At 71.6% G+C, this 17,150-nt stretch carries 6 protein-coding genes; 3 read left to right on the top strand and 3 right to left on the bottom strand.

What is annotated here, in order from left to right; translation table 11 throughout:
- Nucleotides 1-79: 79 nt before the first annotated feature.
- Complete coding sequence (locus ACFYU9_RS00435) at nt 80-2,593, top strand: ATP-dependent Clp protease ATP-binding subunit (RefSeq protein WP_389209417.1); 2,514 nt, start codon at nt 80-82, stop codon at nt 2,591-2,593.
- Between the two features lie 41 nt (nt 2,594-2,634).
- On the opposite strand, the gene ACFYU9_RS00430 is transcribed toward ACFYU9_RS00435, so the two are convergent.
- Complete coding sequence (locus ACFYU9_RS00430) at nt 2,635-3,900, bottom strand: YhgE/Pip domain-containing protein (protein ID WP_389340926.1); 1,266 nt, start codon at nt 3,898-3,900, stop codon at nt 2,635-2,637.
- 130 nt (nt 3,901-4,030) lie between these two features.
- Here ACFYU9_RS00430 and ACFYU9_RS00425 point away from each other — a divergent pair, with 130 nt between their 5' ends.
- A complete protein-coding gene (locus tag ACFYU9_RS00425; RefSeq protein ID WP_389340923.1) occupies nt 4,031-4,402 on the top strand; it encodes a hypothetical protein in 372 nt (123 codons plus the stop codon).
- 95 nt (nt 4,403-4,497) lie between these two features.
- Here the strand turns inward: ACFYU9_RS00425 and ACFYU9_RS00420 are convergent, their stop codons facing one another.
- The gene (locus tag ACFYU9_RS00420; RefSeq protein ID WP_389340920.1) at nt 4,498-8,835 is read right to left on the bottom strand and encodes a ricin-type beta-trefoil lectin domain protein; all 4,338 of its coding nucleotides are present in this window, start codon (nt 8,833-8,835) and stop codon (nt 4,498-4,500) included.
- 391 nt (nt 8,836-9,226) lie between these two features.
- Between ACFYU9_RS00420 and ACFYU9_RS00415 the strand changes: the two genes are divergently transcribed.
- Nucleotides 9,227-16,174 carry a ricin-type beta-trefoil lectin domain protein gene (locus ACFYU9_RS00415; RefSeq protein ID WP_389340918.1) on the top strand — a complete coding sequence of 2,316 codons (6,948 nt, stop codon included), beginning with the start codon at nt 9,227-9,229 and terminating at the stop codon, nt 16,172-16,174.
- A gap of 87 nt (nt 16,175-16,261) precedes the next feature.
- Here the strand turns inward: ACFYU9_RS00415 and ACFYU9_RS00410 are convergent, their stop codons facing one another.
- Entirely contained in the window at nt 16,262-17,146 is an 885-nt protein-coding gene (locus tag ACFYU9_RS00410; RefSeq protein WP_389209408.1) for a geranyl diphosphate 2-C-methyltransferase, read from the bottom strand.
- Nucleotides 17,147-17,150: the final 4 nt, after the last annotated feature.

Raw genomic sequence — 17,150 nt, 5'->3', positions numbered from 1 at the left:
CGCAGCGCGCGACCCCGCTTGCGGGGCATGGACGGCCGGGTTTGAGTGGGATCGCCCCCACCCCAAACAGGAGCCTCAGATGTCCATGGCGTTCGGTTCCCCCTTCGGTTCCTCCGATCCCTTCAGCGACCTGCTGAACCATTTCTTCGGCATGTCGCCGCAGTCCTCGCCGCCGGCCGTGCAGCGCGTTCCCATCGGACGCCTGCTCACCGAGTCGTCGCACGAGCTGCTGGGGCTCGCCGCCCGCAAGGCGGTCGAGGACGGCACCACGGACCTCGACACCGAACACCTGCTGTGGGCGGCCACCCAGGTCGAGCCCGCGCGCCGGATCCTGGACCGGGCCGGGGTGAGCCCGGACAAGCTCGCCCAGCAGATCGCCGGGGTGCTGCCGCGCGAGTCCGGCGAGCCCTCGTCCCAGCCGGGCCTGACACCGGCGGCGAAGCGCACGCTGGCCGCCGCGCACGCGTACGCCCAGGCCGCCGGCGTCTCGTACATCGGCCCCGAGCACATCCTCGGCGCGCTGCTCGCCGACCCCGACTCCGGCGCGACCCGCTTCCTGCGCGCGGAGGACCTGGACGTGCAGAAGCTGCGCGGGCTCGCCGAGCACGCGTCGCGGCCGGAGGGCACGGCCCCGGCGGCGCCCCGGCAGCCGGCCACCAGCCTGGACGAGTTCGGCCGCGACCTCACCGAGGAGGCGCGGGCCGGCAAGCTGGACCCGGTGGTCGGCCGGGCCGACGAGATCGAGCAGACGGTGGAGATCCTCTCCCGGCGCTCCAAGAACAACCCGGTGCTGATCGGCGAGCCGGGCGTCGGCAAGACGGCGATCGTGGAGGGCCTGGCCCAGCGGATCGTGGCCGGCGAGGTGCCCGACACGCTGAAGGACAAGCGGGTGGTCTCGCTCGACCTGTCCGGGATGGTGGCGGGCGCGCAGTACCGCGGCCAGTTCGAGGAGCGCCTCAAGAAGGTGATCGAGGACGTCAAGGAGGCCCAGGGCGAGATCATCCTGTTCATCGACGAGCTGCACACGGTCGTCGGCGCGGGCGCGACCGGCGAGGGCTCGATGGACGCGGGCAACATGCTCAAGCCCGCGCTGGCCCGGGGCGAACTGCACGTCGTGGGCGCGACGACCATCGACGAGTACCGCAAGCACGTCGAGAAGGACGCCGCCCTCGAACGCCGCTTCCAGCCCGTGCTCATCCCCGAGCCGACGGTCGAGGAGACCGTCCAGATCCTCGAAGGGCTCCGGGACGCGTACGAGGCCCACCACCAGGTCCGCTTCGCCGACGGCGCGCTCACGGCGGCCGCCGAGCTGTCCGACCGCTACATCAGCGACCGCTTCCTGCCCGACAAGGCCATCGACCTGATGGACCAGGCGGGCGCCCGGGTCCGGCTGCGCAGCGCGGGCCGTTCGACGGAGGTGGTCAGCCGCGAGGACAGGCTCGCCAAGCTGCGCCGCGAGAAGGACCAGGCGGTGGCGGGCGAGGAGTTCGAGAAGGCGTCGGAGCTGAAGAACGAGATCGCCGGGATCGAGGGCGAGCTGGCGGGCATCGAGGAACGGCGCGAGGGCGTGGTGTCGGTGACGGCCGCCGACATCGCCGAGATCGTCGCCCGCCGCACCGGCATTCCGGTCGCCCAGCTCACCGCCAGCGAGAAGGAGCGGCTGCTGAAGCTGGAGGAGGAGTTGCACGAGCGGATCGTCGGCCAGACCGAGGCGGTCACGGCGGTCTCCGAGGCGGTGCGCCGCAACCGCGCGGGCATGGGCGACCCGAACCGCCCGGTCGGCTCCTTCCTCTTCCTCGGCCCCACCGGCGTCGGCAAGACGGAACTGGCCAAGACGCTGGCGGAGCTGCTGTTCGGCGACGAGAACCGGATGATCCGCTTCGACATGAGCGAGTTCCAGGAGAAGCACACCGTCGCCCGGCTGGTCGGCGCGCCGCCCGGATACGTGGGGTACGAGGAGGCCGGCCAGCTCACCGAGAAGGTGCGCCGCCAGCCGTACAGCGTGGTCCTCTTCGACGAGGTGGAGAAGGCCCACCCGGACGTCTTCAACACGCTGCTGCAGATCCTCGACGACGGGCGGCTCACGGACGGCCAGGGCCGCACGGTCGACTTCCGGCACTGTGTCGTCATCATGACGTCCAACATCGGCGCGCACCGGATCCTGGCGCACCAGGGTGACGCGGCGGAGCTGAAGGACGAGCTGATGGAGGATCTGCGCGGCCGGTTCCTGCCGGAGTTCCTCAACCGGATCGACGACATCATCGTCTTCCACAGCCTCACCGAGCAGGACCTGTCGGAGATCGTGGAGCACCTCCTGGACCGCAGCAAGCGCCGCGTCCACGCGCAGGGCATGACCCTGGAGGTCACCGAGGCGGCCAAGAAGCTCCTCGTCGCCCACGGCTACCAGCCGGAGTTCGGCGCCCGCCCGCTGCGCCGCACGATCCAGACCGAGCTCGACAACCGGATCGCCTCGCTGCTGCTCGGCGGCGAGGCGGGGCCCGGGGACACGATCGTGGCGGACGTGGTGGACGACTCGCTGCACTGCGTGATCCGCAAGGGCGAGCCGGCCGGGACGGACACGGCGGCGGCGTAGGACTCGGCCGCCCGGGCTCCCGCGGCCCGTGGACCCGGTCGCTAGGCTCCCGCGGCCCGTGCCCCGGCCCCGTCCGGCGGCACGGGCTGCGGCACGTAGCGGGCCAGGCCCCGGCGGTCGTAGTAGGACGTCATCGCGAAGCCGAACAGCAGCGCGCCGACGACCGCGATCGCGATCATCGCCCAGGCCCGGCCGAGCCCGGCGTCGGCGCGCGCGTCGAAGTAGAGGATGGCCCGCACCCCGCCGGTGACCTGCCGCATCGGCTCGAACGCGCCGAGGAAACGGTAGAAGCCGGGGACGGCCTGCAGCGGGATGGTGGCGCCGGACGACGGCAGCGCGAGCGCGATGAAGACGAACATCGACACCAGCTGCCCGATGCCGCCGAAGGCCGCGTTGATGGCCTGCACGCCCAGGCCGACGGCCACGGTGGCGCAGTACGAGAAGATCCACAGCAGCGGGCGGTGGGACGCGTCCATGCCCAGGATGCCGATCGACGCGACCATCAGGAGCGTGGTGGTGAGCAGCGCGATGCCCGCGGTCATCAGCATCTTCAGGATCAGGGTCTGGGTGCGGTCGATGGGCACGGTGGCGTGCCGGGTGTGCCAGGGGCCGATCTCGCTGTCCGCGTAGCCGAGCGCGGTGTCGACGCCGGTGTGGATGAGGTTGCCGCCGATGAAGCCGGACAGGACGAGCAGCAGCGTGTAGTAGAACGCGGTGAGCCCGAGCCCGCTGTGCCGGCCGATCGGATGCCCCACCCGGGTCACCACGGCCACCGGGTCGGAGAGCAGCACCCTGGCCGTCGGGTCGGGCGCCGCCGCCGCGAGCCGTTTGCCGATGGTCACGGACGCCTGGTGTGCCACGGCCTGGTTGAGCTGCGCGGCGATCGACGAGCCGAGGCTTCCGACGCCCGGGTTGGTGAGGACGGTGATCGTGGGCCGCGTGGTCGCCCCGCGCGTGGTCAGCGCCTGCACGGACGCGGTGAAGTCCGCCGGCACGACCAGCGCCCCGTACACCTTCCCCGACGCCAGCATGTCCTGCGCCTCGGCGGGCCCGGCCGTCCGCCACTGGACGTGCCCCTCCGGTGCCGCCTTGCCGAGCGAGCCGGTGATCTCCTTGCCGAGCGCGCCCCGGTCCTGGTCGACGACGGCGATGGGCAGGTGGTGCAGGTTGTCGTTCGGGCTGAGGATGCCGCCCAGGTAGAGCAGGGCGAGCACCATCGTGACGAGTCCGCTGAGGACGGTCGGCACGAGCCAGAGCTTGGGGCGGCGGACGAGCTCGCCGGCGCGGCGGGAGGACGCGGAGGCCATGGTTCTCCGAGGTGGTGGAGGGTGTGGGAACGGTCCGCTGCCCATCGTCGACGCACCTGAGCGATTTGCCCGGCATTGACACCGCCAGGCGGGGTAGGCGCGCAGGCGGGGGCGAAGGAGGCCGGCTCCCATGGCACGCGTGGGCGTGGAAGGCAGCGAGGTCGTCGTCCGGCTCGGGCTCGGCGAGATGCCGGCCGCGCGGCGGCGCACGGTCCGGTTCGCCGTGTCGGCGCTGCGCGAGGTCGGCGTCGAGACCAGCTGGTGGCGGGTGCTGCGCGGCGAGGCGGGCCGGGGCCGGTGGCTGCCGGGCCGCTGCGTGGGTCTACGGCACGGTCCTGACGGCACCGACTTCGTCGCGCTGAGCGCCGACGGCCCCGTCCTGTGGATGGATCTGGACCTCGCCGCCCCGTTCAGCCGCGTCGCCGTCTCCGTCCCCGACCCGCGGGCGACGGAGCGTGCCCTGCGCGCCCTCATGCCGGCGAAGCCGCCCCCGGAGCCGTGACAGACACGGGCCCGACAACGCGAACGCCCCGTCCGTGAGGGACGGGGCGTTCTTGCTGGGTACTACGGGGTACTACCGGGTGCTACGGCGGGGTACTACGGGTTGACCGGCAGCTCCGGCGTGAAGATCGCCGGGACGCTCCACTGCTGCGCCGGCGTGCCGTTGCAGTCGAACATCTGGAATGCGGTGCCCCAGCTGCGGTTGGCCCACGGCACGTCGAGGCAGCGGCCCGACTGCGGGTTGTAGATCGAGCCGTCGGCGCGCGGGAGCCACTGCTGGCCGCCCTCGCCCAGGCACTGCCAGAAGATCACGGCCGTGCCGGACGCGGTCTGGTTGCCGCTGGCGGCGACGCACTGGCCCTGCTGGGTCAGGGTGCCGTTGGCGTTGACGCTGATCTTCTGCGCGTCGGTGCCGTTGCAGCCCCACAGCGCGGGGTGCATGCCGTTGCCGCTGTTGTTGCCCGGGGCGTCGACGCAGATGTCCGGGGAGGGGGCGAAGCGGATCGGCGTGCCGGCCGTGGTGACCTGCGGGGTGTAGCCCTGGTAGACGGCCAGGTTGCTGACCCGGCCGGCCAGCCAGGCGGTGGGCTGGCTCTGGTACTTGTAGCGGCCCACGACCAGCTTGCCGCTCGGCGCCGGGCTGGTGCCCGCCGCGTGGTAGGCGCTGGCGGCGAGACGGCCGTTGACGTACAGGCTCATGGCGCCCGTGGTGGCGTTGTACGTCGCGGTCAGCTGGGTCCAGACGCCGGCCTGGAAGGCGTTGGCGGCGTTGGCGGTGGCGGTGTAGTCGTACGACCAGCCGTCGTCGTCGCTGCGCGCCAGGGCGAAGCGGTAGCCGTTGGCGTCGGCCCAGAGCATGAACGCGCTGCCGTGGAGCATGTCCTGGCTGACGATCACGCCGTCGGGCTTGTCCATCTTCGCCCAGGTGCTGACGGTGAAGCTCTGCCGGGTGTCGACGACGCTGTTCGGCGCGGTGAGGCTCGACTTCAGCGTGTCGCTGAGGACGGCGACGGTGGCCGGGCGGCCGTCGACGGTGTCGGCGGCGTAGCTGATGTTCGCCTCGGTGCCGTCGTTGCCGGCGGGGATGGACTTCTTGTTGTCCAGGCGCCACTGCACGGTCGGCGCCTGGGTGGTGCCGCGCACGTGGTAGCCGCCGAAGCCGTTGACCGCGCCGGCGTTGACGGTGCCCGCCCAGGCGTGCAGCGTGCCGGCCGTGTCCAGGGCCCAGAAGTCCGGCACGCCGTCGTCGGTGACGTCGCCGTCGGATCCGACGCGCGGGAATCCGTCGCCCTTGATGCCGTAGCCGATGCGGGCCGCGGGCTGCGCGGTGACGCCGGTGATCACGGTGTACGTGACCCCGAGGACGTCGTCGGTGCGGGTGCCGGTGGCGAGCTTGTACTGGAAGATGTCGCCGCTGGTGCGGTTGCGCACCCACAGGGCCGGGGCGGTGTCCGCCGTGGTGGCGGTGCCGATGTCCAGGGTGTTGCCCGGGATCATCAGGTCCTTGTCGTCCCAGTCGCCGGTGCCGGACACCAGGGTCGGCGGGGCGAGCGTCTGGTTGGGCTTGACCGGGTAGAACCAGAGCTTGCCGGCCTCGACGGCGAGCAGACCGGTCGCGTCGGACACCTTGCGGCTCGGCGTGCGCGAGGTGCGGGCCGGGCCGGTCGGGGTGATCTGGCTGGAGTACTGCCAGGTGCCGACGTTCTGGTAGCCGGCGCAGGAGCTCGCGTACGCGGTGTCGCAGTCCGGCTTGTCGACGGTGTGCTTGGTGCCGAGGGTGAACACCCCGGGGTTGGACAGGGTGTTGTCGTAGGCGAACAGGTCGCTGCCGCCGAGGGCGCCGACCGTGGCGGGCTCGCGGTGGACGAAGAGGTCGTCGACGTTGCGGCCCGGGTCGAGGGAGCCCCGGTGCGCGATCCGGTAGTCCTTCCAGGTGCGGCCGGAGGTCACCTCGGGCGCCTGGAGGGCGGTCGCGGCGGTGCCGCTGGGCACGTAGCTGGCGCTGGTGCCGTCGCTGGCGCGGCCGTGGGTGACCAGGTTGCCGGCGTTGTCCGGGACGAGGATGTCGGGCCGGGCGTCACCGGTGGTGTCGCCGAAGGCGACCGGGCCGTCCTTCCAGGGCACGTAGAAGGCGTACGAGAGGGTCTGGGAGGCGTTGCCGGCCTCGTCGAGGACCCGCGCGTAGACGATGTTGGTGCCCCAGTGGGTGGGCTTGACGCTGATGCTGCTCACGCTGAGCGGGCTGCCGCAGTTCTGCTGGAGCCCGGCGAGCTGCGGGTCGAAGCTCCACTGGACGCAGGCGAGGCCCGAGGAGCGCAGTCCGGCGCCGGGGCTCGGGTCGGAGGCCGAGACCGGGATGGAGCCGGTGTCGCCGAGGCGCAGGTTGGTGATCTGGCCGTTGCCGGCCGGCGGGTACTGGGTGTTGGGGTCGGTGAACTTGCCGAAGGCCATGACCGGCGGGGTCATGTCGACGGCGAAGTGGCAGGTGGTGCTGGACGGGCCGCGCAGCAGACCGTCGTCACCGTGGGTGGCCCAGGCGTAGTTGTGGCCGTTCTGCAGGGTGCCGACCGGGATGGAGTACCGGGCCTCGGACCAGTTCGGCACGAAGCCGGACCAGCCCTGGTTCGCGGTCGCGTTCGCGGTCTCGTCCCAGACGTCGGCCCACTCGGTGAGCTGGCCCTGGTTGGGGCTGCTGACGCGGGAGACCAGGTCGGCGTGGGTGTCGGTGACCCAGCCGTACGCGGACTGGGGCACCGAGCCGCACGCCTGGGTGTCGCCGGCGACGACGCGGCGCGGGACCGGGTCGGCGCGCAGGTTGTCCGGGGTGCCCGGCGGGAAGTCGTACTCGGTGCTGAGCGTGGCGTTGTAGTTGAACCGCTTGAAGCCCATCTTGTCGCCGGTGCCCTCGTTGCCGCGCAGGGCGAAGGCGATCGGCTTGCTGGTGTCGCGGATCGCGTCCCGCATGGCGCCGGTGACGTTGAAGTCGACGGGGATGTCGTTGTAGCAGGCGGAGTTGGTGCCGTTGCCGGGCACCCACTTGCCGTCCAGCCACTCGCGGACCTCGTGGTTGTTCCAGGACACCGATCCGTCGAACTCGCGGGCCCGGTAGACGTTCACGGGGTACGTCGTGGAGCAGGACCAGTCGGAGGAGATGTACTGGTTGACGCGCAGGTTGGCGTAGTTGATGGTCGAGCCGTAGTACCCGTTGATGTCGAACTCGAACAGGGCGCGCTCGATGCCGTACGGGGACTCCCAGCCCTGGAAGCCGGAGCCGGGGTGGTCCCGGTCGTTGGAGCCGGAGCGGTCGAAGTTGCTGGTGCCGGGCCAGGCCTGCATGACCCAGGCGTGGTGCTGCTTGCCGCGGGAGTCGCGCGACCAGTCCGGGTCGATGTAGACCGGGTAGCTGGTGTCGGCGCCGTCGAGCAGGTCCATGGTGGGGGCCAGGGCGATGGCGCCGCGCCCCTTGCCGCCGGCGCCGTTGGCCTTCGCCTGGGTGACGGGGATCTTGGCGACGGTGGCCCGGGCGCCGGGTCCTTCGGGGCTGGACAGTCCGTCGATGGCGCCGTTGGTCTTGTCGAGGGGCGCGGAGGCGTCCAGGTCGGCGTTCTTGTTGCCGCGCGCGGCCGGCTTCCGGGCCTCCTTGGCCGACCACATGATCGGCGCGGGCGAGCGGAAGACGGTGTCACGGCCGTCGCCGGCGGTGAGGTTGCCGTCCTTGTCCTTGGCGAGCGAGAGGCCCTTGGTCTCCGCGGGGAAGACCAGGTTCCTCACCGCCGGGTTGGCGGCGGCGGCCGGGCTGCGCAGGATGACGACGGTGGCGTAGCCGCCCCACTTGGTGGCGGTGACCTTCAGGTCGGTGTCGGGCGCCACGTTCTCGAAGAGGGCGCCGTTTCCGGTGAGCACCGGCTTCGGCAGCGCGCCGGTGAACGGCGAGGAGACGGCGAGCTGCTGGCCGTCCTCGGTGGTCATGGTGGCCAGCGGGCCGGTGCCGCCGCCGGAGATCACCAGGTCGGAGTCGGCGGCCTTCGGGGCCACGGTGCCGTCCGCGCGGGTGACCAGGGTGTCGTCGAGGGTGATCCAGCCACCGCCCGTGCCCTTCATGCGCTGGGCTTCGAGGCTGCGCTCGGTGCGGAGCTTGCCCTGGGGCGTGACGACGGTGGTGCTGAACTCGTCGGTGAGTTCGGCGACCTGGACGTCCTTGCCGGTGGCCTTCGCCTTCAGCCTCGCCTGCTCCAGAGCGGTGCGGGCCGCCGTCGGCTTCGGGCGCCCGGTGCCCGCCTGGGCGGGAGCGGCCGGGGAGGCCGAGGGATCGGGCTCGGGCGAGGGCGCGGCCTGTGCCGCGTAGGGCGTGGCGGCCAGCATCGCCGCCGATATCGCCAGGACGGCGGCGGCCGCAACCGGCCGTCTCCGTCCGGCTCTTGGTGCAGTGGACATGCTCGTGTACTCCCCCATGCATGCGCGTGGTCCCGGCGCGTGGCGCGCAGAGATCGGGGGCACATTGACAGGCTCATGTCGGCCAATCAAATTCCGCCACATGGGTTGTGTCCGGCTTGTGCGTGACCTTCACCAATTGCGCACGGAGTGATCTAGAACACAGGCGCCTTTCAACTACTCATCACATACGTGAGGTTGGCGCGACTGCTACCTTCCCGTCCGATTGTGCCGTCGATTCGCGCCGATCGGTCGGACCGGCGGCCCTTGCCTACTTTCAACTTTCAACGGGGGATGAGCGATGCCTCGCTTTGGCATGCGCCGAACCGGGCGACTTTCACGGACACGGGCGACCGTTCCGCTGATCGTCGCCCTGACGGCGTCCCTTCTGGCAGTGCCGGCGGCCCAGGCCGCTCCGGCGAAGCCGGACTTCGACAGAATCTGGCAGCCGCCGAAGACGCCGCTGCCGCACACCGCCTCGATATCCGGGACCACGGCGAAGAAGCGCCGGCCGGTGGCCCCGCCGCACGCGGTGCCCGGGCGCGCCACGGCGGCTCCCGCCGTACCGGCCGTCACCGCGCTGAGCGGCACCGCGCTGCCCACCACGGCCCCGGCGCGGGCCGGCCGGCTCCCCGTGTGGGTCGGCCCGGCCGCGAAGGGCACCAAGGCCCTGCCCGCGGTGACCGTCGTGCGCAACGACGGCAAGGCGGCCCGCGCCGCCGGCGTGCACGGCCTGCTCTTCTCGGTCGCCGCGGTCGACCAGGGCGCGTCCGGCACGGTGAAGGTGCGGGTCGGCCTCGACCTGGCGGAGCTCCAGCGCGCCACCGGCGGGCAGTTCGCCGCGCGCGGCCGCCTGGTGGCGCTGCCCGCGTGTGCCGCGACCACCCCCGAGCGCGCGTCCTGCCGGGTCCGTACCCCGCTGGCCGCCCACTACGACAAGGCCACCGGCCGGCTGACGGCCGACCTCGCCGTGCCGGCCGTGGCGCCCGCGCCCGCCCGGGTCACCGGAGGCGCGGCCCAGTCGTCGCCGCTGCTCACGTCCGCCGCCGCGCCGGCCGGCGCGCCGATGCTGCTCGCCGCCGAGACCGGCTCCTCGGGCGGCGGCGGCGACTACAAGGCGTCCGGCCTCAACCCTTCCTCGGCCTGGGCCGCGGGCGGCTCCTCGGGCGCGCTGACCTACAGCTACCCGTTCCAGCTGCCGCCGGCCATCGGCGGCCAGGCGCCGTCGCTCGCGCTGGGCTACGACTCCTCGTCCGTGGACGGCCGCACCTCCGCCACCAACGCGCAGGCGTCCTGGATCGGCGACGGCTGGGACCTCAACCCCGGCTTCATCGAGCGCACCTACAAGCCCTGCGACAAGGCGGGCATCACCAACTCCGGTGACCAGTGCTGGGGCGGCTTCAACGCGAGCCTGTCGCTCGACGGTCACTCCGGGCCGCTCGTCCGCGTCGCCACCGGCGCGGCCGGCACGGACGCGGCGACCGGTGTGTGGCGGCTGAAGAACGACGACGGCACGAAGATCGAGTTCGGCTCCGGAGCCGCCAACGGCGTCCAGGACGGCGCCTACGCGAAGGTCACCGACTCCGCCGGCACCGTCTACTACTTCGGCGTCAACCACCTGCCCGGCGGCGACAAGAGCGACCCGGCGACGAACTCCGTGTCCAGCGTGCCGGTCTACTCCCCCAAGTCCGGCGACCCGTGCTACGACTCGGCCAAGGGCAACGGCTCCTGGTGCACGATGTGGCAGCGCCTCCAGCTGGACTACGTCGTCGACGCGCACGGCAACCTGACGACGTACACCTGGTCCCCCGAGACCAACTACTACAGCCGCGGCGGCGGCCAGAACCCCGGCGCCGGCACGCTCACCGCGTACACCCGCGCCAACACCCTGGCCTCGGTCGCCTACGGCCAGCGCCTGCCCGACCAGGTCGCGGCCAAGGGCGGCCTGCAGCCCGCCGTCCGGGTGACGCTCGGCACCGCCGAGCGCTGCCTCGACACGGCCGTCTGCGACCCCTCGCAGCGCACCGAGGCGAACAAGAACAACTGGCCCGACGTCCCCGTCGACCAGGAGTGCAAGAGCTCCGGCACCTGCGCCAACCTCTCGCCGACCTTCTTCACCACCCGCCGGCTGGCCTCCGTGCTGACCCAGGTCCGGGTGAACAACGCCTGGCAGGACGTGGACTCCTACGTCCTCAAGCACTCCTTCCCCGACCCGAAGGACGCCACCAGCCAGAAGGCCCTGTGGCTCGACTCGGTCCAGCGCACCGGAAAGGCCGGCAGCCCGGAGATCACGCTGCCCGCGGTGACCTTCGTCCCCGTGATGCTCGCGAACCGGGTCGACGGCACCGACCTCGTGCCCGCGCCGCCGCTGATGGACCGGCCGCGCATCCAGCAGATCAAGAACGAGACCGGCGGCGTCCTCAACGTCGACTACAACCTGCCGGCCTGCTCGCGCCGCAACCATGTGATGCCGTCCGCCGAGGACGACAACACCATGGCCTGCTACCCGGTCCGCTGGCTGCCCTCCGGCTCGGTCGTCGGCGCGGATCCCGTGCTCGACTGGTTCAACCACTACACCGTCGCCTCGCTCACCGAGAACGACACCACGACCGACGCCCCGCAGAAGATCACGAGCTACGCCTACGGCCCGGCCGGCTGGCACCGCGACGACAGCGAGTTCACCGAGGCCAAGTCCCGCACCTGGGGCGAGTTCCGCGGCTTCGCCACCGTGACCGCCACCACCGGCAGCGGCAACGACGGCCCGAAGTCGCAGGTGCGCACCACCTACCGGCAGGGCATGAACGGTGACGTCCGCAAGGACGGCTCGACCCGGAGCGTCCAGCTCACGGACGCGCTCGGCCGCTCCGTCACCGACCAGGACTGGCTCAGCGGCCAGGCGCTGCAGACCGAGACGTTCGACCAGGCCGGCGGCAGCGTCGTCAGCCGCACCGTCAACGGCGCCTCGGGCGAGGTGACGACCGCGACCCACGCGCGCGGCTCCGGCCTCCCGGACCTCGTCGCCCGCTACACCGCCACCAGCATCACCAACACCGCCGAGGGCAAGAAGGCCGACGGCACCTGGCGGTCCACGGTCACCACGACCACGACCGACCCGGCGCACAACAACCGGGTCGTCACCAGCCTGGAGCAGGCCGAGGGCCTGCCGGACCTGTGCTCGCGCACCGACTACGCCACCGGGCCCGACCCGCAGGTCACCGGCCTGGTGTCGGAGAAGCTCGTCGTCTCCGGCACGAACGCCTGCACGGCCGGCGCGACCGCGGCCAACACCGTCGCCCGGACCCGTACCTCCTACGACAATCTGCCCAACGGACAGGCCGCCGCCACCGGCGACGCGACGACCTCGGAGGTCCTGGACCGCTACGACACGGGCGGCACGCCCGTCTTCGTGCCGACGGCGGTCACGACGTACGACGCCTACGGCCGCGCCACCTCGGTCAAGGACCCGAACAGCAAGGACGACCAGCACCTGAACGGGGCCGTCACGGCGACGACCTACACGCCCGCCGCGACCGGCGAGCTGCCGTCCACGCTGACGGTGTCCGCCCCGGTGCCCGGCTCGACGAGCACCTGGGACACCGTCACCACGCTGGACGTACGGCGCAATCTGGCCCTGACCGTCCAGGACCAGAACCTCAAGACGACCACCGAGACCTACGACGCGCTCGGCCGCCTCACCGGCGTCTGGCTGCCCGGCCGCACCCCCGCGGCCAACCCGAACGCCAACATGACGTTCCAGTACGGCGTCTCCAACACGGCCGGCGTCCCCTCGACGACCACCACCAACAAGCTGACGAAGGACAGCCAGACTCCCGTCTACGTCAAGACGGTCGACATCCTCGACGGCTTCGCCCACACCCGGCAGACGCAGATGTCGCCGGCCAACCCGGCCTACACCGGCCGGCTGGTCTCCGACACGCTGCTCGACTCGCAGGGCCGCCCGCGCACGGTCAACGCGCCCTGGTACAACGACGTCTCGGGGCCGACCGGCACGCTGCTGCCCTCCGCCGAGGGCACGATCCCGTCGCAGACCCGCACTACCTACGACGGCCAGGGCCGCGCGGTGGTCACCGCCGCCTGGTCGCTGAACGTGGAGCAGTCCCGTACGACGACCGACTACAAGGGCGTCGACCGGACGGACGTCGTGCCGCCGAAGGGCGCGGCGCCGACCACGACCCTCACCGACGGCCGCGGCCGCACCAGCGAGCTGTGGCAGTACACCACGCCCACCGCGACGGGCGTGGCCGCCGACGCGACCATCACGCGCACCACCTACACGGCGGACGGCAGCCCGCTCACCCGCAAGGACGCGGCCGGCAACACCTGGTCGTACGGCTACGACCAGCGCGGCCGTCAGATCACCTCGACCGACCCCGACACCGGCACCACCACACAGAAGTGGGACACCGCCGGCCGGCTCGGCAGCACCACCGACGCCAAGGGTCAGACGGTCACCTTCACCTACGACCTGATCGGCCGGAAGGCCGGCATGTTCGACGGCACCGCCACGACCGGCAACAAGCAGCTCGCGGCGTGGACCTTCGACACCGCGACGGCCGGCAAGGGCAAGCCCGCCTCGTCGACGCGGTACGTCGGCGGCACCGGCGGCCAGGCGTACACCACCACGGTCAAGGGCTACGACGACGGCTACCGCGTCACGGGATCCACGGTGAGCATCCCCGGCACGGACGCCGGACTGGCCTCGGGCACGTTCACGTACACCACCAGCACGGTGTACGACAAGATCACCGGCAGCCCCAAGGAGACGGTGCTCCCGGCGCTCGGCGGCCTGCCGGTGGACGACGTCGTGTACTCGTACAACGACTACGGCCAGATGTTCAAGTACGCGGGCGCCACCACGTACGACACGCAGACGGAGTACGACGCCTTCGGACGTCCGGTCCGCTCGACCGTCAACCCGTGGGCCACCCAGGTCGTCTCCACCACCGACTACGACCAGGCCACCGGGCGGGTCAAGCAGCAGTTCACCGACAAGCAGACGTCCACCACGGGCGCCGTCCAGCAGACCGGCTACACCTACAACGACGTCGGCCAGATCACCTCGATCACCGGCATCGCCGACAACACCCCGGCCCAGACCGACCGCCAGTGCTTCGGCTACGACACGCTCGGCCGGCTCGCCACCGCCTGGACCGACAACGGCGGCCTCACCGCCCCGGAGGCGGGACAGACCCAGGACCAGGGCGGCTGCGCCACCACGACGCCGACCGCCGCGAACATCGGCGGCCCCGCGCCGTACTGGCAGGACTACGGCTACGACCTCACCGGCAACCGCACGCGGCAGGTCAGCCACGACCCGGCCGGTGACACCACCAAGGACGTGACCACCACCCAGACGTTCAACGCCCCCGGCACCGTCAACGCCCCGAGCACCGCGCCCACCACGGGCGGCGGCACGGGCGGTCCGCACGCGCTGCTCACGGCGACCGCCAAGACGGCGACGACCACCAACAACGACAACTTCCAGTACGACGCGGCCGGCAACACCACGTCCTTCCGCGCCGGCAAGGCCGGCACCAGCAGCCTGAACTGGAACAGCGAGAACAGGCTCACCTCGCTGACCACCGCCACCCAGATCAAGGGCATCGGCGGCAAGTGCCTGGACATGCAGGGCGGCAGCTCCGCCAACGGCAACCCGGTGCAGATCTACACCTGCAACACCGGCGCCGGGCAGAGGTTCGCCACCGCCGGCGACCGGCTCGCCACCGCCAACAAGTGCCTCCAGGCCATGGGCACCGCCGCCGGTTCGCCGGTCCAGATCCAGCCCTGCGACGGCACCACCGCCCAGACCTGGACCGCGCGCGCCGACACCACCTTCTTCAACCCCGCCTCCGGCCGCTGCCTCGCCGTCCCCGGCGACGTCACGACCGACGGCACCGACCTCGTCCTCGGCGACTGCGCCACCACGGTGCCCGCCGGACAGAAGTGGATCGTCCCCGACACCACCACGACCTACGTCTACGACGCGGACGGCAACCAGCTGGTCCGCCGCAACCCGGGCAAGACCACGATCAGCCTCGGCACCGACGAGCTGACCGTGGACACCTCCTCCGTCAACAAGCCGCAGACCGGCGTGCGTTACTACCCGATCCCCGGCGGCATGACCATCGTCCGCACGGGCGCGGGCACCGCGGCCGGAGCCTTCGTCGCGCAGGTCGCCGACCACCACGGCACGAGCGCCCTCGCCGTCGACCTGTCGACGCTGGCCGTCACCCGCCGCCCCACCGACCCCTTCGGCAACGCGCGCGGCACCCAGCCGTCGACGTGGGCCGGCGACAAGGGCTTCGTGGGCGGCACGAAGGACACGGCGACGTCCCTGACCAACCTGGGCGCCCGCCAGTACCTGCCGACCGCGGGCCGGTTCATCAGCACGGACCCGCTGTTCGACGGCGCCGACCCGCAGAGCTGGAACGCGTACGCGTACGCGGACAACAACCCCGTCACCAACTCGGACCCGGACGGGCGGCAGTGCCTGCACGGCTCGCCGGGCGGCGGCAAGGACGGGATCTGCGCGGGAGTCGGCGGCGACACCGACGGTGTCATCGGCGACAACTCCAACAACTGCGTGTGGGACTACTGCGCCGGACACGCGCAGGAGATGGAGGAGGCCGCGGACGCGGCGGGAGTCTGGAACCGCACTCCCCGCCGTGAGGGCTCCGGCCCCAACCACATGTCGGCGGAGAAGAAGGCCTGGAACGCGGCCCACAAGGCCATCCGCGTGGCCAAGGAGAAGGCCGCCTCGCGTCTGCTGGGCGCGGCGCGCTGGAAGATCGCCGAGGACTACATGTACGACGAGATCATGCGGAACCTGCGGTCGTCGGACTTCAAGTCGATCTCCCGCCTCAACGACCTCGCCGACTGGTACGTCCCGATGGCCGGCGGCAGCGCCCTGCTCGAGTGGACGGGCATGGTGAGGGCCGGGGCCCCGTGGGACCACAAGCCGAAGCTCAAGGCGATGATGAACCTCCGCACCTCGTCCGACTACTACTTCACGGTGCCGGGCGGCGAGGACGAGGCGTACTACGACATCTGGTCGAACGTGCACTACGGCTTCGTGGGCAACGCGGCGGGCTTCAGCGAGAAGGACCTGCAGGACGGTGCCAACGGAGGCATCCCCGGTACCGGCTTCCTCACCGGAAAGACCGACATCGGTGACGTCACCAGCGTCCGCAACGGCGTCGAGATGTTCAAGAAGTACGGCACCAACATGACCCGGGAGCAGTTCCACCAGGGCATGCTGGACACCGTCGCCGCGATGAAGAAGGCCGGAGCCGAGACCCAGATCCGGTCCTCGACCGGCTGATCCGGCAAGCTCCACCGCACGACCCGGGCGGCGGGTGCCCTCACCTCGGTGAGGGCACCCGCCGCCCGGCGTTTCGCCCGGTCGGCGTCAGACGCGGTCGGCCGCGATCAGCACGTACTGGAACGAGCCGTCCTTGTACGACTCGATGAACGCCTCCTCGATGCCGGTGACCAGCGACGACGTGGCGCGCAGCTCCCAGTACGGGAGGGTCTCGGGGGTCAGGTCGATGACGGCCTGGGGCACCAGGCGGTTGTCGGCCATGGCGCGCAGGTACTCGCGGCGGGAGTGGATGTTGCACTCGAAGTGGGCGTTGATCTGCGAGACCCACTTGGAGGGCTGGCCGTACTTCGGGTTCCAGCAGCCGGTGATGGTGACGTAACGGCCGCCGACCGCGAGGATGCGGGAGTGCTCGGCCATCAGGTCGTGCAGGTCGACGTACATGCTGGACTCGTTGTTCCAGGAGGCGGCGGCCTGGCCGGTCTCGAAGGGGGTGGCGAGCATGTTGCAGACCCGGGCGTGGACGTGGTCCTCGATGCCGAGCTCCTGGGCGCGCCGGTTGGCGAAGTCGGCCTGCGTGGTGGAGAGCGTGACGCCCTCGACCTTGCAGCCGAAGCGCTGGTGGGCCATGACCATGGAGCCGCCGCGGCCGCAGCCGGCGTCGACCAGCGTGTCGTCGCGGCCGACGGAGCCGAGGTTCTCCAGGAGGACGTCGGTCTGCGCCGACTCCAGACGGTGCAGCTCGGCGATCAGCTTCTTCTCGTACTCGCTGTCCTCGGGGCTGCCGAGGGCCGCGTGGTCGACGTCACCGATGCCGTAGTGGTGGTGGTAGAGACCGTCGACGTCGCCGAGGCGGAGGTTCACGGGCCTGGCCTCGGCGTTCCAGTAACGCGCGATGTCACCCTGGTAGGGCGTCGCCGGCGCGGGGACGAATGTCGAGGTGCCGTCGGCGGTGGTGAACTCGGTGCTGGTCACAGAT

Source organism: Streptomyces sp. NPDC004327 (assembly GCF_042873935.1).
Lineage (GTDB): Bacteria > Actinomycetota > Actinomycetes > Streptomycetales > Streptomycetaceae > Streptomyces.
Note: the sequence above shows the minus strand (reverse complement) of the source record. Positions and strands in the feature narration are given on the sequence as shown.

Excerpts from the sequence above, each read along its gene's own strand:
- ACFYU9_RS00420 (WP_389340920.1), bottom strand. The coding sequence starts at position 8,835 with ATGTCCACTGCACCAAGAGCCGGACGGAGACGGCCGGTTGCGGCCGCC.
- ACFYU9_RS00430 (WP_389340926.1), bottom strand. The coding sequence starts at position 3,900 with ATGGCCTCCGCGTCCTCCCGCCGCGCCGGCGAGCTCGTCCGCCGCCCC.
- ACFYU9_RS00435 (WP_389209417.1), top strand. The coding sequence starts at position 80 with ATGTCCATGGCGTTCGGTTCCCCCTTCGGTTCCTCCGATCCCTTCAGC.
- ACFYU9_RS00425 (WP_389340923.1), top strand. The coding sequence starts at position 4,031 with ATGGCACGCGTGGGCGTGGAAGGCAGCGAGGTCGTCGTCCGGCTCGGG.